Origin of the sequence: Thiohalocapsa marina, assembly GCF_008632335.1 — a bacterium.
Taxonomy (GTDB): domain Bacteria; phylum Pseudomonadota; class Gammaproteobacteria; order Chromatiales; family Chromatiaceae; genus Thiohalocapsa; species Thiohalocapsa marina.
Genome location: NZ_VWXX01000014.1, coordinates 36,862 through 53,834 on the forward strand (window position 1 = coordinate 36,862; position 16,973 = coordinate 53,834).

General features: G+C 64.5%; 21 protein-coding genes and 1 tRNA gene. 3 read left to right on the top strand and 19 right to left on the bottom strand.

Going from position 1 to position 16,973, the window contains the following annotated elements:
* Positions 1–47: 47 nt before the first annotated feature.
* Both F2Q65_RS10515 and F2Q65_RS10520 read left to right on the top strand, forming a co-directional pair.
* Complete coding sequence (locus F2Q65_RS10515) at positions 48–248, top strand: hypothetical protein (protein ID WP_150093126.1); 201 nt, start codon at positions 48–50, stop codon at positions 246–248.
* A 230-nt stretch (positions 249–478) separates the two neighbouring features.
* Positions 479–3,328: a valine--tRNA ligase gene (locus tag F2Q65_RS10520; protein ID WP_150093216.1), complete on the top strand. Its 2,850-nt coding sequence runs from the start codon at positions 479–481 to the stop codon at positions 3,326–3,328.
* 442 nt (positions 3,329–3,770) lie between these two features.
* Here F2Q65_RS10520 and F2Q65_RS10525 read toward each other — a convergent pair whose 3' ends face one another.
* From F2Q65_RS10525 to F2Q65_RS10545, 5 genes are all read right to left on the bottom strand, one after another.
* Entirely contained in the window at positions 3,771–4,277 is a 507-nt protein-coding gene (locus F2Q65_RS10525; protein WP_150093127.1) for a GlcG/HbpS family heme-binding protein, read from the bottom strand.
* A 69-nt stretch (positions 4,278–4,346) separates the two neighbouring features.
* On the bottom strand, positions 4,347–5,576 hold the full coding sequence (ispG, locus tag F2Q65_RS10530) for a flavodoxin-dependent (E)-4-hydroxy-3-methylbut-2-enyl-diphosphate synthase (protein ID WP_150093128.1): 1,230 nt from the start codon (positions 5,574–5,576) through the stop codon (positions 4,347–4,349).
* Complete coding sequence (locus F2Q65_RS10535) at positions 5,573–6,490, bottom strand: NUDIX hydrolase (RefSeq protein WP_150093129.1); 918 nt, start codon at positions 6,488–6,490, stop codon at positions 5,573–5,575. The genes ispG and F2Q65_RS10535 overlap by 4 nt, the downstream gene beginning before the upstream one ends.
* Before the next feature lie 34 nt (positions 6,491–6,524).
* Positions 6,525–7,361, bottom strand: coding sequence for a nucleoside triphosphate pyrophosphohydrolase (gene mazG / locus F2Q65_RS10540; RefSeq protein ID WP_150093130.1), 837 nt, complete (start codon positions 7,359–7,361; stop codon positions 6,525–6,527).
* 94 nt (positions 7,362–7,455) lie between these two features.
* Positions 7,456–7,812, bottom strand: a complete 357-nt coding sequence (locus F2Q65_RS10545; RefSeq protein WP_150093131.1) for a hypothetical protein — start codon at positions 7,810–7,812, stop codon at positions 7,456–7,458.
* A 110-nt stretch (positions 7,813–7,922) separates the two neighbouring features.
* Here F2Q65_RS10545 and F2Q65_RS10550 point away from each other — a divergent pair.
* A tRNA-Arg gene (locus F2Q65_RS10550) sits at positions 7,923–7,999 on the top strand.
* A 310-nt stretch (positions 8,000–8,309) separates the two neighbouring features.
* On the opposite strand, the gene F2Q65_RS20425 is transcribed toward F2Q65_RS10550, so the two are convergent.
* From F2Q65_RS20425 to rplF, 14 genes are all read right to left on the bottom strand, one after another.
* Entirely contained in the window at positions 8,310–8,753 is a 444-nt protein-coding gene (locus F2Q65_RS20425; RefSeq protein WP_150093132.1) for a PilZ domain-containing protein, read from the bottom strand.
* A 448-nt stretch (positions 8,754–9,201) separates the two neighbouring features.
* A complete protein-coding gene (locus tag F2Q65_RS10560; RefSeq protein ID WP_150093134.1) occupies positions 9,202–9,969 on the bottom strand; it encodes an SAM hydrolase/SAM-dependent halogenase family protein in 768 nt (255 codons plus the stop codon).
* Between the two features lie 73 nt (positions 9,970–10,042).
* Positions 10,043–10,438 carry a 50S ribosomal protein L17 gene (gene rplQ / locus F2Q65_RS10565; RefSeq protein WP_150093136.1) on the bottom strand — a complete coding sequence of 132 codons (396 nt, stop codon included), beginning with the start codon at positions 10,436–10,438 and terminating at the stop codon, positions 10,043–10,045.
* Between the two features lie 18 nt (positions 10,439–10,456).
* The gene (locus tag F2Q65_RS10570; protein ID WP_150093138.1) at positions 10,457–11,470 is read right to left on the bottom strand and encodes a DNA-directed RNA polymerase subunit alpha; all 1,014 of its coding nucleotides are present in this window, start codon (positions 11,468–11,470) and stop codon (positions 10,457–10,459) included.
* 21 nt (positions 11,471–11,491) lie between these two features.
* Positions 11,492–12,112 (bottom strand): 30S ribosomal protein S4, encoded by a 621-nt coding sequence (gene rpsD / locus F2Q65_RS10575; RefSeq protein ID WP_150093140.1) that lies wholly within the window; start codon positions 12,110–12,112, stop codon positions 11,492–11,494.
* Positions 12,113–12,297: 185 nt separating this feature from the next.
* Positions 12,298–12,684 carry a 30S ribosomal protein S11 gene (rpsK, locus tag F2Q65_RS10580; RefSeq protein WP_150093141.1) on the bottom strand — a complete coding sequence of 129 codons (387 nt, stop codon included), beginning with the start codon at positions 12,682–12,684 and terminating at the stop codon, positions 12,298–12,300.
* A 60-nt stretch (positions 12,685–12,744) separates the two neighbouring features.
* Positions 12,745–13,101, bottom strand: a complete 357-nt coding sequence (rpsM, locus tag F2Q65_RS10585) for a 30S ribosomal protein S13 (protein WP_150093143.1) — start codon at positions 13,099–13,101, stop codon at positions 12,745–12,747.
* Positions 13,102–13,225: 124 nt separating this feature from the next.
* Positions 13,226–13,339 carry a 50S ribosomal protein L36 gene (rpmJ, locus tag F2Q65_RS10590; RefSeq protein WP_150093145.1) on the bottom strand — a complete coding sequence of 38 codons (114 nt, stop codon included), beginning with the start codon at positions 13,337–13,339 and terminating at the stop codon, positions 13,226–13,228.
* A gap of 47 nt (positions 13,340–13,386) precedes the next feature.
* Positions 13,387–14,739, bottom strand: coding sequence for a preprotein translocase subunit SecY (gene secY, locus F2Q65_RS10595; RefSeq protein WP_150093218.1), 1,353 nt, complete (start codon positions 14,737–14,739; stop codon positions 13,387–13,389).
* 174 nt (positions 14,740–14,913) lie between these two features.
* Positions 14,914–15,348, bottom strand: coding sequence for a 50S ribosomal protein L15 (gene rplO / locus F2Q65_RS10600; RefSeq protein WP_150093147.1), 435 nt, complete (start codon positions 15,346–15,348; stop codon positions 14,914–14,916).
* Position 15,349: 1 nt separating this feature from the next.
* Positions 15,350–15,541 carry a 50S ribosomal protein L30 gene (gene rpmD, locus F2Q65_RS10605; protein ID WP_150093149.1) on the bottom strand — a complete coding sequence of 64 codons (192 nt, stop codon included), beginning with the start codon at positions 15,539–15,541 and terminating at the stop codon, positions 15,350–15,352.
* Positions 15,542–15,546: 5 nt separating this feature from the next.
* Positions 15,547–16,053 (bottom strand): 30S ribosomal protein S5, encoded by a 507-nt coding sequence (gene rpsE, locus F2Q65_RS10610; RefSeq protein WP_150093151.1) that lies wholly within the window; start codon positions 16,051–16,053, stop codon positions 15,547–15,549.
* A gap of 10 nt (positions 16,054–16,063) precedes the next feature.
* Positions 16,064–16,420 carry a 50S ribosomal protein L18 gene (rplR, locus tag F2Q65_RS10615; RefSeq protein ID WP_150093153.1) on the bottom strand — a complete coding sequence of 119 codons (357 nt, stop codon included), beginning with the start codon at positions 16,418–16,420 and terminating at the stop codon, positions 16,064–16,066.
* Positions 16,421–16,431: 11 nt separating this feature from the next.
* A complete protein-coding gene (gene rplF, locus F2Q65_RS10620) occupies positions 16,432–16,965 on the bottom strand; it encodes a 50S ribosomal protein L6 (protein ID WP_150093155.1) in 534 nt (177 codons plus the stop codon).
* Positions 16,966–16,973: the final 8 nt, after the last annotated feature.

A 16,973-nucleotide genomic window follows, 5' to 3' on the forward strand; every position in this document is an offset into this window, starting at 1 on the left:
TGAAAGACGTTCGCTGTTGATCAAGCCACCACAAAGAGGACCCCAACATGGACTCCGGAGCCGTCAAGGCCATTGAATTCATCGTCATCATCGGCGCCGTCGCCTGGTTCTTCAACTCCCAGCAGCGCAACCTGAAGCGGCTGAAAGAAGAGCGCGAAGCCCGGCAGCAGGCAGAGCAGGAGACAGCCAGCCCGGCCAGCAAGCACAGTGACGGCGACAAGGCGGCCGACGCCAACCCCAAAGCCTGACCCGGCCACTCGCTATGCACATGTGAGGGATGCCCGCCTAATTCAGTGCACTGTCACCGTAATGCGAAGGTCCAGACCCCTGGGATGCCTATCACATTTAAAACACTGTCACCTTGATTGAGACTTGAAGCCACAGCGGCCGATCGCCTGGAACGCGCCCGAAAATTCACGGTTACAGCGTATATACTGTCCGGCTTTGGCCAATGGACTCTGCAAGCGGGCACGACGAGATGCTGGACAAGAACTACGACCCCCACACCATCGAGCAACAGTGGTACCAGCGCTGGGAGCAGGCGGGCTGGTTCGCGCCGCGTATGGACAGCGATGCCGACGGCGCCTACTGCATCATGATCCCGCCGCCCAACGTCACCGGCAGCCTGCACATGGGCCATGGCTTCAACAACGCCATCATGGACGCCCTGGTCCGCTACCGGCGCATGACCGGCGAGCGCACCCTGTGGCAGCCCGGCACCGACCATGCCGGCATTGCCACCCAGATGGTGGTCGAACGCCAACTGGAGGCCGAAGGCAAGACCCGCCATGATCTTGGCCGCGACGCCTTCATCGAGCGCGTCTGGCAATGGAAGGCCGAATCCGGCGGCAACATCACCCGTCAGCTGCGTCGGCTCGGCTCGTCGCTGGACTGGCAGCACGAGCGCTTCACCATGGACGAGGGCCTGTCCGAGGCGGTGCGCGAGGTGTTCGTGCGGCTGTTCGAAGAGGGCCTGATCTACCGCGGCAAGCGCCTGGTCAACTGGGATCCGGTACTGCACACGGCCGTGTCGGACCTGGAGGTGCTGTCCGAGGAAGAGGCCGGTCACATGTGGGACATGCGCTACCCGCTGACCAACGGCACCGGCCACATGGTGGTCTCCACCACCCGCCCGGAGACCCTGCTCGGCGACTGCGCCGTGGCCGTGAACCCCGAAGACGAGCGCTACCGGCACCTGATCGGCGAGTACGTGGAACTGCCGCTGACCGGTCGGCGCATTCCCATCATCGCCGACGAGCACGCCGACCCCGAATTCGGCACCGGCTGCGTCAAGATCACCCCGGCCCACGACTTCAACGACCACGCCGTCTGGCTGCGCCATCGGGATGAAAACCCCATCGCCGACCAGCCCCACGGCGGCCTGATCAACATCTTCACGCCGGATGCCACCATCCGTGACAACACGACGGACGAAGGCGACCTGATCCCGACGGCCTACATCGGCCTGGACCGCTACCAGGCGCGCACGCGCATCGTCGCCGACCTTGAGGCCCAGGGCCTGCTGGCCGGCGTGCGCGAGCACAAGCTGATGGTACCCCGCGGCGACCGCTCCGGCGCCGTGATCGAGCCCTACCTCACCGACCAGTGGTATGTGAAGGTCGCGCCGCTGGCGCAGCCCGCCATCGAGGCGGTGGAGGACGGGCGCATCCGCTTCGTGCCGGACAACTGGAAGAACACCTACTTCGAGTGGATGCGCAACATCCAGGACTGGTGCATCAGCCGCCAGATCTGGTGGGGCCATCGCATCCCGGCCTGGTACGACGCCGAGGGCAACGTCTATGTCGGTCGCTCGGAGCAGGAGGTGCGCGAGCGCCACGGCCTGGCCGCGGACTTCGCGCTACAGCAGGATCCGGACGTGCTCGACACCTGGTTCAGCTCCGCGCTCTGGCCGTTCAGCACCCTGGGCTGGCCCGAGGACACCGAGCGCCTGCGCGCCTTCTACCCCACCTCGGTGCTGATCACCGGGTTCGACATCATCTTCTTCTGGGTCGCCCGGATGATCATGATGGGCCTCAAGTTCATGGACGACGTGCCCTTCCGCGACGTCTACATCCATGGCCTGGTGCGCGATGCCCAGGGCAACAAGATGTCCAAGTCCAAGGGCAACGTGCTCGACCCCATCGATCTGATCGACGGCATCGACCTCGAGCCCCTGGTGGAGAAGCGCACCCGCGGCATGATGCAGCCGCACCTGGCGGAGAAGATCGCCAGGCAGACCCGCAAGGAGTTCCCGGACGGCATCCCCGCCTTCGGCACCGATGCCCTGCGCTTCACCTTCGCCGCCCTGGCCACCACCGGGCGCGATATCAAGTTCGACCTCGGCCGCATCGAGGGCTACCGCAACTTCTGCAACAAGCTGTGGAACGCCTCGCGCTACGTGCTGATGAACGCCGAGGGGCAGGACTGCGGCCTCGGTGCGCCGGGCGAGCAGGGCGACACCGGCGCCATCGAGCTGAGCGCCGCCGACCGCTGGATCCGCAGCCGCCTCAGCGAGACCACCCGCACCGTGCGCGACGCCATCGACGGCTACCGCTTCGACCTGGCGGCCCAGGCCATCTACGACTTCACCTGGAGCCAGTTCTGCGACTGGTACCTGGAACTGTCGAAGCCGGTGCTGACCAGCGACAACGCCTCCGCCGCGGCAAAGCGCGGCACCCGCCAGACCCTGGTGCAGACCCTGGAGGCCCTGCTGCGGATAGCGCATCCGTTCATGCCCTTCATCACAGAGGAGATCTGGCAGAAGGTGCGGCCGCTGGCCGGCGTGCAGGGCGACACCATCATGCTGGCGCCCTACCCTGACGTGGACACCGCCGCCGTCGACAGCGAGGCCGAGGCCGAGATCGAGTGGGTGCGGCAGTTCATCCTCGGCGTGCGTCGCATCAAGGGCGAGATGAACATCCCGCCGGGCAAGCCGCTGCCGGTGCTGATCGCCAATGCCGGCGAGCGCGACCGGCGCTGGATCGAGATCGCCCGCCCCTACCTGGACTTCCTGGCGCGCACCGAGTCCATCACCGTACTGGACGATGAGTCCCAGGCGCCGGAGTCGGCGCTGGCGCTGGTGGGGGAAATGAAGATCCTGATCCCCATGGCCGGACTCATCGACAAGGATGCAGAACTGGCCCGCCTGGCCAAGGACATCGCACGGCTGCGGGCGGATATCGAGCGCATCGAACAGAAGCTGGCCAATCCCAACTTCGTCGACAAGGCCCCACCCGCGGTGGTGCAGAAAGAACGCGACCGCCTCACCGAACAAGGCGCCGCCATGGCCCAGCTGGTTGCCCAGCAGACGCGGATCGCGGCGTTGTAGGCCGTTGCCAGCCTTCAGCCGCCAGCCGCTCAACATACCCTGACGCTCCTGCCGCGGCATGATCAACCGCAGAGTCGCAGAGCGCGCAGAGCGGAAAACGCGGAGAGGACCCGCCAACCGATAGCCGTGCAGGGTCCGATTGCGGTGCAGGGCTGGCGGGCTGGGTGTCGGCGGTCGGGGCTCTTGATCGCAGGGATGCCGGTGCAGGGCTGGTGGACTGGGTGTCGGCGGTCGGGGCTCTTGATCGCAGGGATGCCAGTGCAGGGCTGGCGGGCTGGGTGTCGGCGGTCGGGGGTCTTGATCGCAGGGATGCGATCATGAAGCCTCCACGGACGGATTCACGGCGTCCCCAGACCGCCGACACCCAGCCCACCAGCCCGCCCCCCGAAAGCTAAAACCGCTTGCCACGCTAAAGGCAGAAAGCTGGCGGCTGTCAGCTCTCCTACATCGCCATCTCCAGATCATCCTGCACGGCTTCGACCCCGGCCCGGGCGCATTCCTCGTCGGTCTCGCCGGCGGGCGCGCCGCTGACGCCGACCCCACCCACCAGCGAGCCGCCCACCTGCACCGTCACGCCACCGGCGGACATGACCAGAAAGTCCTGACGGCCAACGGCCGTGTTGGCACGTGGCTCAAGCGCCGAGGTGTCGGCATTGAAATTCACCGCGGTGTAGGCCTTCTTGTAGCTGATCGGCACGGTGATGGGCGCGGCGATGGTGTCGCGCAACTGCGCCTGCACCACCCCGTCGCGATCCACCACCGTCACGCCGATCTGGATGCCCTTCTCGCGGCAGGCGTCCACCGTGGCCTGGGCGATGCGCTGCGCCGTCTCGAGCGACAGCCGCTTCACCGACACCATCATCGGCTCCTCCGCCAGCGCCGGGGACGAGGCCGCCCCACCGGCAATGGCGGCGGCGCAACAGACAGACAGCAGATACTTCTTCGACATGGGTTACCTCCTCTTGTGATGCGTCAACAGTTATAAAATTTTTGCCATGCCCGCAGTTCGACTCACTGATCAGGGCCGATAGTGCTCGACCACGTAGGCATCGACCATCTCCTTGAACCGCTGGGCAATGCCCGCCCCCTTCAGCGTGGTCACCTTCTCGCCGTCCACATAGACCGGTGCCGACGGCTGCTCGCCGGTGCCGGGCAGGCTGATGCCGATGTTGGCCTGCTTGCTCTCACCCGGTCCGTTCACCACGCAGCCCATCACGGCCACCTGCATGGTCTCAACGCCCGGATGGGTCTCGCGCCAGACCGGCATCTGCTCGCGCAGGTAGTTCTGGATCTCCTCGGCCAGCTCCTGAAACACCGTGCTGGTGGTGCGCCCGCAGCCAGGGCAGGCCGTGACCATGGGCGCAAACGACCGCATTCCCATGGTCTGCAGGATCTCCTGCCCCACCACCACCTCGCGCGCCCGCGACTCGCCCGGCGCCGGCGTCAGCGAGATACGAATGGTGTCGCCGATGCCCTCCTGCAAGAGCACCGCCAATGCCGCCGTGGAGGCGACGATGCCCTTCGATCCCATGCCGGCCTCGGTCAGCCCCAGGTGCAGCGCGTGGTCGCTGCGCTGGGCCAGCGCGCGATAGACGGCAATCAGGTCCTGCACCCCGCTCATCTTGCACGACAGCACGATGTGGTCGCGGGGCAGACCCAGTTCCTCGGCGCGCAGCGCGCTGCCCACGGCGGACTCCACCATGGCATCGCGCATCACCTGCTCCGCCTCCTTCGGCTGCGCCGCCTGGGCGTTGGCATCCATCATGCGCGCCGCCAGGTCCTGGTCCAGGCTGCCCCAGTTGACGCCGATGCGCACCGGCCGATCGAACCGGCAGGCGATCTCCACCATGGTCGCGAACTGGCTGTCGCGGCGCTCGCCGCGGCCGACATTGCCGGGGTTGATCCGGTACTTGGCCAGGGCCTCGGCACAGGCCGGATGGTCGCTTAGCAGCCGGTGGCCGTTGAAATGGAAATCGCCGATCAGCGGCACCTCGATACCCATGGCCGCCAGCCGGTCGCGGATATGCGGCACCGCCCGGGCGGCGGCCTCGTTGTTCACCGTCAGACGCACCATCTCCGAGCCTGCCCGCGCCAGCTCCGCCACCTGGGCCACGCTGGCGTCGATATCGGCGGTATCGGTGTTGGTCATGGACTGCACGCGGATCGGCTCGTCGCCGCCCAGGGCGATGCCGCCCACCGGCACCCGCACCGTCCGATGACGTCGGATGGGAGATTGACTCGTGCTCATACCTTCCTCGTGTTGAAACTGGCCGGGGCCAATGAGGGACGCAACCCCTGCACGATCGCCAGGTATTCCGGGTGCTCCGGACCGATCAGGCCGTGGCGGACCAGGAAGTCGATCACCACGAGGTTGCAGTTCAGTTTGAAGTCGTCGGTTTCGGCCACCAGCTCCATCACCCGCTGCACCGGCCACAGGTGGAAGGCGGCCACCTCGTCATCGTTGCAGCGCGGCTCGAAGCCCTCGGGCAGTTGCAGATCGTAGCAGTAGATCACGTCCGGCTTCAGGCCGCGCTCGGAGTCCCGACAGTAAGTCACCATGCCCACGGGCACGGCGCCGTCGGCGATCTCCGCCGGCATCGATGCCTCTTCCAGACACTCCTTGCGCAGGTTCTCCTGCAGGCCGACCCCCCAGGGCAGACCGCCGGCCACCATGTTGTCCAGCCGGTTGGGGTAGACCCGACGGCTGGCGGAACGGCGCGCAATCCACAGATGCAGCCCGTCGGCCCGCCGGACGAAGCCGTTGAGGTGCTGGCCGAAGGCACGCACGCCGAAGTATGGCGCGCAGGCGCGGTCGATGAGAAAGCGGGCGTCCTCGCGCCGGCCCGGCGTCACCGGATAGCGCTCGCCGTGCAGATGGCTGATCAGGCCGCATCGCACCAGCGCCTGGCAGACCGCCTGCATGGCCTCGCTGCGGGGGCCGAAACCGGTCACCGCCGGGCGCCAGTGCAGGCCGGTAGCGTCGAGGGTGAAGTCGGCCCGCTGTTGCGCCAACGCCCCGAGTTGCCCAGACTCCGCCAGTTCTGCCAGCGCGGCGGCGAAGGCGGGACGTACGCTGCCCAGGCGCTCGCCGTCGACGACGAAGGGCAGGAAGGCCGCCGGATCCCAGCGGTTGTTGGCCTGGATCTGCGCCAGAAAACTCATGGATTGGTCACGCTCATGATCATGATGCCCCGCATCAGCGCTCGTCCGCCTTGACCTGGGTCCAGAGGCGTTCCATGGCGTCGCGGTGCTCCGGTGCCGGCTCCAGACCCGCATCGCGCAGCTGCGACTCCACGTGGCCGAAACGGTGTTCGAACCGCTCATTGGCTACCCGCAGGGCCTGTTCGGCGTCCACCCCCAGGTGCCGCGCCAGATTGACGCAGGAAAACAGCAGGTCGCCCACCTCGTGCAACCGCTCCGCCGGATCGACCGAGGCCGGGAAGGTCGCCTCGCACTCGGCCAGTTCCTCGCGTACCTTGTCCGCCACGCCGCCGAGGTCGTCCCAGTCGAAGCCCACCCGTGCGGCCCGTTTCTGCAATTTCTCCGCCCGCACCAGCGCCGGCAGCGCCCGCGCCACACCGTCCAGCACCCGCGCCCGGGGCTGCTCGCCCTTGCCGGCGCGCTCCGCCGCCTTGATCGACTCCCAGTGCTCGCGCACGGCCTGATCGTCGGCCAGGCGGGCCTCGCCGAACACATGCGGATGTCTGCGAATCATCTTGCGCGCAATGGCCGACACCACATCGCCGAAGTCGAAGGCGCCCCGCTCCTGGGCCATGCGGGCATACAGCACGATCTGGAACAGCAGGTCGCCGAGTTCCTCGCAGAATTCCGCCATGTCGTCATTGGCGATGGCCTCGGCGACCTCGTAGGCCTCTTCCAGCGTGTAGGGGACGATGGTGCACGGCGTCTGCTTCAGATCCCAGGGGCAGCCGTGTTCGGGATCGCGCAGCCGCGCCACCACCGCCAGCAGCGTGTCAATGGCGCGCGGATCGCTGTCCGCCGTCGGCTCGGAGTCAGACGCGCGGTTGCTCATGCCTGGCATCGACTGCACGCGTGAGCCGGGAGATGGTCCGGCGCCTGATCCGGCAGCTGGTCCGACATCACGGCCGGCCACGGCTGCCGGCTATTCAAGGTCGCACCAGCGCATCGAACAGGACACCCAGAAACAGGGCCCCGATGCCGCCCCATTTCCAGTAGCCCACCGGGATGCCGATCACCTCGTCCGGTCGAGAGCAGCTCGGATCCCTGACCACCGCCCACAGGTGCGGCCCGGACAGGAACCAGGGGATGAACCCGAACATCACCGGCAGGGAGATCCACAGCGGCCAGGGCTGGTTGATGTAGATCAGCACCAGCAACGCCGGCCAGCCGACAAAGTAGGCCGCCGTCAGCTTGGCATCCAGCGTCTTCTCCCGCGTCTGCACAAAGGCCAGCACCGCCCCCACACCCCACAGCATCGCCAACGCAATCAGTACCAGCCGCATCGCTTCCCCCCGTAAGACCCCAGCACCAAGGTGTTAGGATACAGCATGCAGGCCGGAATTTGGTCTTGACAGAAAAGATCCATGCGCCCATACTACGCGCTTCCCATCGAGCGCCAGTAGCTCAGTTGGATAGAGTACCTGGCTACGAACCAGGTGGTCGGAGGTTCGAATCCTTCCTGGCGCGCCATCTAAATCAACGGCTTAGCTTCACGAGGAGCTAGGCCGTTTTTGTTTTGTGCGCTTTCATGCTTTCTGCACCCACCATTTCGCCCGGCACCCTCGGTAGGTAGAGGACTCCGGGTGGTCTGCCTTTCGGGAACTTGGCCGAATCGACAAAGGCACCGATGTCATCGATCTCGATCACCGCGCATCGGTGTCGCTGCTGAGGTTGCCGTGGTTGCGCTGGCCGCTGTCGTGTCCGCATCGGCACCTAGCAAGTGCGGCGGCGAGCATGGGTGCCAAGACCCACGCCAACATGCCTGGTGGGTGGCCTGTGTTCACGCCGTCCGCTGCCCCCGTTTGTGTTGATGCACCAACTGGCGCAGGTCGTGGCGAGCCGCATCGCTCGGCTCCTCGAATTGAATACCGATCCGGTAGCGCTCCTGGAAATCGACCCGCGCCATCCAGCGTACCTCGGCCATGACTCGGATCGGCGCCATGGCGGTGTCCGGCTCCAGACCAAGCAGGAGGCGGCTGCCGACAGCATGGGGTTCCGCAGAAAGCAGGCAGAGTCCGCCAAGACTCAGGTCTTCGGCCAGCAGATACCAGCATCGGTGCGGCTCCCCGATCGCGCTGACGCAGACGGGTTCTCGGTAGACGATGCGTGAATGCCGACGCCGCTGTATGGCATGGGGCGGCAAGGCCCGGTGGTCGATTGACCGGAGGCGCGCGATGACCGCGCTGGCGGTTCCGTGACTAGCTGTACCTGCCATAGCCGGCATTGCGCAGTGTCAGCAGCGTGAGTGCCATTCGGGCCATCGCTTACATCTCCCATACGAGCTCATCGCTGAGCCATCAGGGCGTAATCTAAGTTGTCACACCGAGAACAAGGTTACACGTAGAATTCGGGTGCTTCCACCATCCAGGGTAAAATTTTTTCGTGTACCATATCGGCACCCTACCCGCTTCTCGGGCCTCATGGCTGCGCTGGCGTCGGAGTCTGGCAATCATCCAGCAGAGGCAAGCCATGCGTGAGACCATCGAGCTGACGACCATGCGCTATGCGATATATCTGGATGTGCATCCGGTCATCATCGGCGGACGCGAGCTTTGGGGATTTCCAAAGAAGCGTACATTCTCCTTTCAAGCCGGTTCAGGCGCTCAGCGCAGCCGCCTTGCCGGTCAAGAAACCATTGGTCGAGGGCATGTAGGATATTGGGCCATAGGGATTCACAGTGGTAGCCCGCCAGTCTGCGAGAAAGCGATTGCGTCACCGACGCCAAGGTCGAGCAGCTGATCGGCACGGGCTTGATTGACGGCGATCTCCAGCAAACGGAAGGCGTTGGCATACCAGAAGGCTGTGCCTGGCGGGACCTCGGAGAAGGTGCGGGCATGGCGGATGGGTCGATCGCCAAGTGCGATGACCCAGTCGCGATCGATCGTGCGGGCATCGATGCCGGTGATGAGATTGCCGTAATGGTCCACGTAGCAGATTTTTGCTTGCTGCGGAGGAAGCTCTCGGCCGACCAGCGTATCCGAGGGGATGGGTATTGCCTTGGGCAGCGCGCCGCGGACCATGTGTGCCGCCAAGGGTGCGAACAGATCGCGCCCATGAAAGCTGTCGGAGAGGGCAGGAGGGCGCCAGTCGATGCGAAACACCTCGGCCTCGGGGTCGGACCGGATGGCTGGCACCAGCAGGCCGTTGTCCGGACCGATGAGCCAGTGGTCACGCACCCGGGCTGCGATGATCGCGCGATCGCTACCGACACCGGGATCGACGACACAGAGGTAGAGCGTCTGTGCCGGCATGTCCTCGATCAGCGCCGGCAACAGGTAGGCGGCCAGGTCGGGTCGAAACGGTGCCAGATCCGAGATCAGCGGGATGACGGGTGTCGCGGGGATCAGACCTGACAACAGCAGCCGGATCTGACCGACGTAGGGACCGACACCGAAATCGGTGACCAGGGCAATGCGCCTGGGGTAATCAGTCAGCGTCATGACAGGCCCACTCATCAGACGAAAAAAGGCCGGGGTTAGCCGGCCTTTTTTCATCAACGCAGTGCTACCGCGATCACTCGATGTCGAGGGCCTCTTCTTCCGCCTCGACAATGGGGCGATCAACCAGTTCGACATAGGCCATGGGCGCCGCGTCGCCGGGCCGATAGCCGCATTTGAGGATGCGCAGGTAGCCCCCGGGGCGGCTCTCGTAGCGAGGACCAATTTCGGTGAACAGCTTGCCGACGGCCTCCTTGTCCCGCAGTCGGGAGAAGGCCAGCCGGCGGTGATGCACCGAGTCGGTCTTGCCCAGGGTGATCAGGGGCTCAGCCACACGACGCAGTTCCTTCGCCTTGGGCAGGGTCGTCTTGATAAGCTCGTGGCGAATCAACGAACCAGCCATGTTGCGGAACATCGCCTCGCGGTGGGCGCTGTTTCGGTTGAGTTGTCTTCCAGCCTTGCGATGGCGCATGGTTCTTCTTCCGCTAGGTTACTTGACCATCAATTCTTCGATATTCTCGGGCGGCCAGTTATCCAGCCGCATGCCGAGAGAGAGACCCCGAGTCGCCAGCACATCCTTGATCTCGGTAAGCGACTTCTTGCCGAGGTTTGGCGTCTTCAGCAGCTCCACCTCGGTGCGCTGGATCAGGTCGCCAATGAGATAGATGTTTTCCGCCTTCAGGCAGTTGGCCGAGCGGACGGTCAGTTCCAGCTCGTCCACCGGGCGCACCAGGATCGGGTCGAACGGCGGCTCGTCCGTGGTCTGCTCCTGCGCCGACTCCGTTCCTGTGGTCTGCTCCAGGTCGACGAAGCTGGACAGCTGATCGCGCAGGATCGTAGCAGAACGCTGGATGGCGTCCTTCGGATCCACCGTGCCGTTGGTCTCGATATCCACCACCAGTCGGTCCAGATCGGTGCGCTGTTCCACACGCGCCGACTGCACCTCCACGGCCACCCGGCGAATCGGGCTGAAGGAAGCGTCCAGCGGCAGCATGCCGATGGGCCGATCCTCGCCTCCCTCTACCTCTCGCTGCGTGGCTGGCTCGTAGCCGATCCCACGACGGATGGTCAGACTCATGCTGAGTTCCGTATCGCCGGTGATGTTGGCGATGACCAGATTCGGATTGGCGATCTCGGCGGTGTGATCGATGACGATATCCGCCGCCGTGACCAGCCCCGGCCCGGTCTTGCTCAGGGTAAAGGTTGCCTCGTCTCGCCCGTGCAGCGTGATGGCAAGTTGCTTCAGGTTGAGCAGGATCTCGAGCACATCTTGCTGCACACCCTCGATGGTGGTGTACTCATGAAGGATGCCCTGGATCTCGACCTCGGTGACTGCATAGCCATCCATCGAAGACAGCAGGATCCGGCGCAAGGCATTACCCAGGGTGTGCCCAAAGCCACGCTCCAGCGGTTCCAGCGAAACCTTCGCCCGATGCAGGCTGCCCTCGACAGGCTCAACCTTGACGATTCGCGGCTTCAGAAATCCGGTACCGACGTCGGCCATATATTCTCCCCTGCTTGACGCTTACTTCGAGTACAGCTCGACGATCAACGATTCGTTGATGTCTGCCGGGAGGTCGACACGATCCGGAACGCGCTTGAAGACGCCCTTGAAGGCCTTGGTGTCCACCTCGACCCAGTCGGAGAAGCCATACTGCTCCGCCAGCGCCAGTGCGTTTTGCACCCGCACCTGCTTCTTGGCCTTCTCGCGCACCTCGATCACGTCATCGGCTGCGACGCTGTAAGACGGAATGGACACGACGCGACCGTTGACCAGGACGCCCTTGTGACTGATCAGCTGCCGCGCCTCGGCGCGGGTGGCACCGAAGCCCATCCGGTAGACCACACAGTCTAGCCGGCGCTCCAGCAGCTGCAGCAGGTTCTCGCCGGTTGCGCCCTTCAGCCGGGCGGCCGCCTTGTAGTAGTTGCGGAACTGCTTCTCCATCACGCCATAGATCCGGCGCACCTTCTGCTTTTCGCGCAACTGGATGCCGTAGTCGGACAGCCGACGACGACGATCCTGGGATTGACCGGGGGCCTTCTCCATCTTGCACTTGGTTTCCAGCGCCCGTGCACGGCTCTTCAGCCCGAGATCGGCGCCTTCACGCCGAGCCAGCTTGCAGGTTGGTCCTGTATACCTTGCCATGTTGCTCTAAATGCTCCTGTTTGCCTTTCGGCGATGTCTCTCGACCATTTCCCCGTCAGGCCGCACGACGGAGGTTGATCCAGCGGGCTATTGAGCCGGCTGGCCATCACGCATGTCGAGGCGAACTGTTCGATCATCTAGCCGTCTTAACAGCCGGCCAATGATGCGAAGGGATGTGCGGGTCGTCAGACCCGACGTTTCTTCGGCGGGCGGCAACCGTTATGCGGGATCGGTGTCACGTCGGTGATGCTGGTGACCTTGAAACCCGCGCTATTGAAGGCGCGCACGGCCGATTCGCGACCTGGGCCAGGGCCCTTGACGTTGACGTCCAGGTTCATGACGCCAAACTCCTTTGCCGCCGCACCAGCCCGCGACGCCGCCACCTGTGCGGCGAAGGGCGTGCTCTTGCGCGAACCGCGGAAGCCGGAGCCACCCGCCGTTGCCCATGCCAGCGCATTGCCTTGGCGATCGGTGATGGTGATGATGGTATTGTTGAAGGAGGCGTGGACATGGGCGATGCCGTCCGCAACCTGCTTCTTGACCTTCTTACGTGTACGTACTTGCTTCGCCACTCAGTATTCTCCAACTGGCAGTTGCACCGGATCGGCCACGACCACGCGGCCCGCGGCCGGCTATCGTTTGATCGGACGACGCGGCCCCTTGCGGGTGCGGGCGTTGGTACGGGTGCGCTGGCCGCGCAACGGCAGGCCCCGGCGGTGGCGGATGCCACGGTTGCAACCGAGATCCATCAGTCGCTTGATGTTCATGGAAACTTCACGCCGAAGGTCACCCTCGACGAGATGCTTGCCGACCTCGACGCGCAACCGCTCGATGTCGTCCTCGGCAAGATCCTGGATCTTTGTCGTGGCCGGCACGTTCGCCGCATCGCAGACCTTTGCTGCCAGCGAGCGGCCAATGCCGTAAATGGACGTCAACGCGATGATTGCGTGCTTACGGTCCGGAATGTTGACTCCAGCAATACGGGCCATGCGGCATATGCTCCTGCGAAAACGGCGGGCTCGAGGCTTTGTTGACTCGAGCGGAAACCGCCTAAATTAACACGATTAAACGCCAGTATCAAGCAGCGACTGCGCGAACAGGGCGCCGACGGGGTCAGCCCTGCCGCTGCTTGTGGCGGGGGTCCTTGCAGATGACGCGGACCGTACCGTTGCGCCTGATGATCTTGCAGTTGCGGCAAATCTTCTTGACCGAGGCTCGAACTTTCATGATTGTCTCCAAATGTTCCAGGCCGACCGGCAAGCGCCGGCGGCGAATTAGCGCATCAAGCCCGCACCCGGCGCCTTGAGGTTGGCCTTCTTCATCAGGCCCTCGTACTGGTGAGACATCAAATGGGCCTGCACCTGGGCCATGAAGTCCATCACCACTACCACCACGATCAGCAGCGAGGTGCCGCCAAAGTAGAAGGGTACGTTCCAGCCGACGATGAGAAACTCCGGCAGCAGGCATACGGCGGTGATGTAAAGCGCCCCGGCCGCCGTCAAGCGGGTCATGACGGTATCGATGTATCGCGCGGTCTGCTCGCCCGGACGGATACCCGGGATGAATGCGCCTGAGCGCTTCAGGTTATCGGCGGTATCCTTCGCATTGAACACCAGCGCGGTGTAGAAGAAGCAGAAGAAGATGATCGCCGCCGCATACATGATGACGTAGATCGGTTCACCCGGAGACAGCTTGCCGGCGATGTCCGCCAGCCAGCGAAAATCTTCGGACTGGCCGAACCACTGCCCCAGCGTCCCCGGAAAGAGGATGATACTGGAGGCGAAGATCGGTGGAATGACGCCCGCCATGTTCAACTTCAGTGGCAGATGAGTGCTCTGGGCCGCCATCATCCGCCGCCCCTGTTGCCGGCGTGCATAGTTCACCGTAATACGACGCTGCCCGCGTTCCACGAAGACGACGAACGCCGTGACGCCGAGCGCCAGTGCAAAGAGCGCGAGCACGGCAATGGCATTCATTTCGCCAGTGCGAACCAGTTCCAGCGTGCCGCCGACAGCCGATGGCAGACCGGCCACGATACCGGCGAAGATGATCAGCGAGATGCCGTTGCCGATACCACGCTCGGTAATCTGTTCACCCAGCCACATCAGGAACATGGTGCCGGTCACCAGCGATACGGCCGCGGTGAAGACGAAGCCGAAGCCCTGGGTCACCACCAGCGGCGAACCGGCGGCGGTCTGACTTTGCAATGCAATGGAGATGCCGATGGATTGGAAAGTGGCCAGCAGTACCGTGCCGTAGCGGGTGTACTGCGTGATCTTGCGCCGACCGGCCTCGCCCTCCTTCTTCAGCTGCTCTAGCTTCGGAATCACCGCCGTCATCAGCTGCATGATGATGCTGGCAGAGATGTACGGCATGATGCCCAGGGCCAGGATGCTCGCACGCTCCAGCGCGCCACCAGAGAACATGTTGAACATGTCCAGGATGGAGCCCTGATTCTGATCGAACAGCACCGCCAGCGCCTCCGGGTTGACCCCGGGGACGGGAATGAAGGTACCGATGCGATATACCAGCAGCGCCCCGAGTACGAACAACAGGCGCTGACGTAGTTCGGTCAGTTTGCCCATGCCGCTCAGGGACTGCATCATGGATGCACTGCTCTTGGCCATGTCGTGGTGCTGCTCGCTCGTCTGCTTCGGTTTTGCGACGCGGAAGCGGGTGGCGGCCTCGGCCGACACCCGCCCGTCTCAACCAGGCCCGGGCTTGGGCGCTGATCTTGATCCTGCTTCTGCTCTAGACCAGGGCCCTGTTTCGGAGCCTGACCTGGAGCCGGGCTCCTGGCGTCAGTCCTGAATCGAACCGCCGGCCGCCTCGATGTCGGCGCGCGCGCCGGCGGTGACGCCGATGCCGCGCAGCACGACGGCCCGCTCGATCTTGCCGGACTTGATCACCTTGACCTGACGCACGGCGCGACCGATCAGGCCCGCGGCACGCAGGGTCTCCAGGGTCACTTCGGCGCCTTCCAGGCCGTTCAGTTCACTCAGACGGATCTCGTCGCCCAGACGTGCCTTGCGCGAGCGGAAGCCCACCTTGGGCAAGCGCCGCTGCAGCGGCATCTGGCCGCCCTCGAAGCCGGTCTTGTGGAAACCGCCGGACCGGGACTTCTGGCCCTTGTGACCGCGACCACCGGTCTTGCCAAGGCCGCTGCCGATACCGCGGCCGACGCGCTTGCGCGCAGGATTGCTGCCCTCGGCGGGTTTCAGATCATTCAATCGCATGTCAGGCATCCTCCACCAGCGTCACCATGTAGGCAACCTTGTTCAGCATGCCGCGGGTTGCCGGGGTGTCTTCCACCTCGACCACCTGATGCATGCGCCGCAGCCCAAGACCGCGGACGCAATCCCGGTGGGCCTTCAGACGGCCATGCTGGCTGCGCACCAGCTTGACCCGCATCGTTTTCGCTTGTGCCATGTCGGTTACCCCAGGATCTCTTCGACCGTCTTGCCGCGCTTGGCAGCGACGATCTCGGCATCCACCATCTTCGACAGCCCGTTGATGGTGGCCTGCACGACATTGATGGGATTGTTGGTGCCGATGCACTTGGCCAGCACGTTCTGCACCCCCACCACCTCGAACACCGCGCGCATGGCGCCGCCGGCGATGATGCCGGTACCTTCGGATGCCGGCTGCATGTAGACATGGGCAGCGCCGTGGCGACCAACCATCGGATACTGCAGGGTCGTGCCCTTCAGGCGCACATCGACCATGTTCTTGCGCGCCGACTCCATGGCCTTCTGGATCGCCACCGGAACCTCGCGGGCCTTGCCGGTACCGAAACCGACGCGCCCCTTGCCGTCGCCGACCACGGTCAGCGCGCCGAAGCCGAACACCCGACCGCCCTTGACCACCTTGGCCACACGATTGACCGAGATCAGTTTCTCGAGGAGATCGTCACCCTCGGGCTTTGGATTGAAACTCGCCATGGATAACTCCTCAGAACTGCAGTCCGTTCTCGCGCGCGGCGTCCGCAAGCGCCTTCACACGACCGTGATACTTGAATCCGGCGCGGTCGAAGCTGACTCGCTCGACACCTGCGGCACGGGCGCGATCCGCAATGATCTTGCCTACAGCCGCCGCTGCTCCGGTGTTGCCGGTATAACCCTCGGCGCCCTGACGGTACTCCTTGTCCAGGGTCGAGGCGCTGGCCACCACCTTGTTGCCATCGGGGGAAATGACCTGGGCATACATGTGCCGCGGCGAGCGGAACACGCACAGCCGGTAGACGCCCAATTCGCGCATCTTGGCGCGAGCGCGGGTGGCACGCCGCAGACGGGCTTGCTTCTTGTCCATTGTCATGACCCCTATTTCTTCTTGGCTTCTTTACGGATGACATGCTCATCCGTGTAGCGCACACCCTTGCCCTTGTAAGGCTCCGGCGGACGGAAGGCGCGGATCTCCGCGGCGACCTGGCCGACACGCTGCTTGTCGGCACCGCGCACGACGATTTCGGTGGCGGCAGGCGTCTCGATCTCGATGCCCTCGGGCACCGGATAGTCCACCGGGTGGGAGAAGCCCAGCGCCAGGTTCAGCACCTTGCCCTTGGCCTGCGCCCGATAACCGACGCCGACCAGGCTCAACTTGCGCTCGAAGCCGGTACTGACGCCCGTGACCATATTGTTCACCAGCGCCCGGGTGGTGCCGGCCATGGCCCAGTGCTCGCCCTTGTCGTCCTTCGGCTTGACCTGCAGGGTGTCGCCCTCGGCGCTCAGTTCCACGGTTGCATGCACAGTCCAGTTCAGGGTGCCCTTGGGACCCTTCACCGTGACTTGCTGGCCGCTGATATTGACGTCGACGCCCTTGGGTATGCTAATCGGTGCCTTTGCGATTCTCGACATGATGGGTC

Coding starts and splice junctions, on each gene's coding strand:
- F2Q65_RS10515 (WP_150093126.1), top strand. CDS start 48: ATGGACTCCGGAGCCGTCAAGGCCATTGAATTCATCGTCATCATCGGC.
- F2Q65_RS10520 (WP_150093216.1), top strand. CDS start 479: ATGCTGGACAAGAACTACGACCCCCACACCATCGAGCAACAGTGGTAC.
- F2Q65_RS10525 (WP_150093127.1), bottom strand. CDS start 4,277: ATGTCGAAGAAGTATCTGCTGTCTGTCTGTTGCGCCGCCGCCATTGCC.
- ispG (WP_150093128.1), bottom strand. CDS start 5,576: ATGAGCACGAGTCAATCTCCCATCCGACGTCATCGGACGGTGCGGGTG.
- F2Q65_RS10535 (WP_150093129.1), bottom strand. CDS start 6,490: ATGAGTTTTCTGGCGCAGATCCAGGCCAACAACCGCTGGGATCCGGCG.
- mazG (WP_150093130.1), bottom strand. CDS start 7,361: ATGAGCAACCGCGCGTCTGACTCCGAGCCGACGGCGGACAGCGATCCG.
- F2Q65_RS10545 (WP_150093131.1), bottom strand. CDS start 7,812: ATGCGGCTGGTACTGATTGCGTTGGCGATGCTGTGGGGTGTGGGGGCG.
- F2Q65_RS20425 (WP_150093132.1), bottom strand. CDS start 8,753: ATGCCGGCTATGGCAGGTACAGCTAGTCACGGAACCGCCAGCGCGGTC.
- F2Q65_RS10560 (WP_150093134.1), bottom strand. CDS start 9,969: ATGACGCTGACTGATTACCCCAGGCGCATTGCCCTGGTCACCGATTTC.
- rplQ (WP_150093136.1), bottom strand. CDS start 10,438: ATGCGCCATCGCAAGGCTGGAAGACAACTCAACCGAAACAGCGCCCAC.
- F2Q65_RS10570 (WP_150093138.1), bottom strand. CDS start 11,470: ATGGCCGACGTCGGTACCGGATTTCTGAAGCCGCGAATCGTCAAGGTT.
- rpsD (WP_150093140.1), bottom strand. CDS start 12,112: ATGGCAAGGTATACAGGACCAACCTGCAAGCTGGCTCGGCGTGAAGGC.
- rpsM (WP_150093143.1), bottom strand. CDS start 13,101: ATGGCCCGTATTGCTGGAGTCAACATTCCGGACCGTAAGCACGCAATC.
- rpmJ (WP_150093145.1), bottom strand. CDS start 13,339: ATGAAAGTTCGAGCCTCGGTCAAGAAGATTTGCCGCAACTGCAAGATC.
- secY (WP_150093218.1), bottom strand. CDS start 14,739: ATGGCCAAGAGCAGTGCATCCATGATGCAGTCCCTGAGCGGCATGGGC.
- rplO (WP_150093147.1), bottom strand. CDS start 15,348: ATGCGATTGAATGATCTGAAACCCGCCGAGGGCAGCAATCCTGCGCGC.
- rpmD (WP_150093149.1), bottom strand. CDS start 15,541: ATGGCACAAGCGAAAACGATGCGGGTCAAGCTGGTGCGCAGCCAGCAT.
- rpsE (WP_150093151.1), bottom strand. CDS start 16,053: ATGGCGAGTTTCAATCCAAAGCCCGAGGGTGACGATCTCCTCGAGAAA.
- rplR (WP_150093153.1), bottom strand. CDS start 16,420: ATGGACAAGAAGCAAGCCCGTCTGCGGCGTGCCACCCGCGCTCGCGCC.
- rplF (WP_150093155.1), bottom strand. CDS start 16,965: ATGTCGAGAATCGCAAAGGCACCGATTAGCATACCCAAGGGCGTCGAC.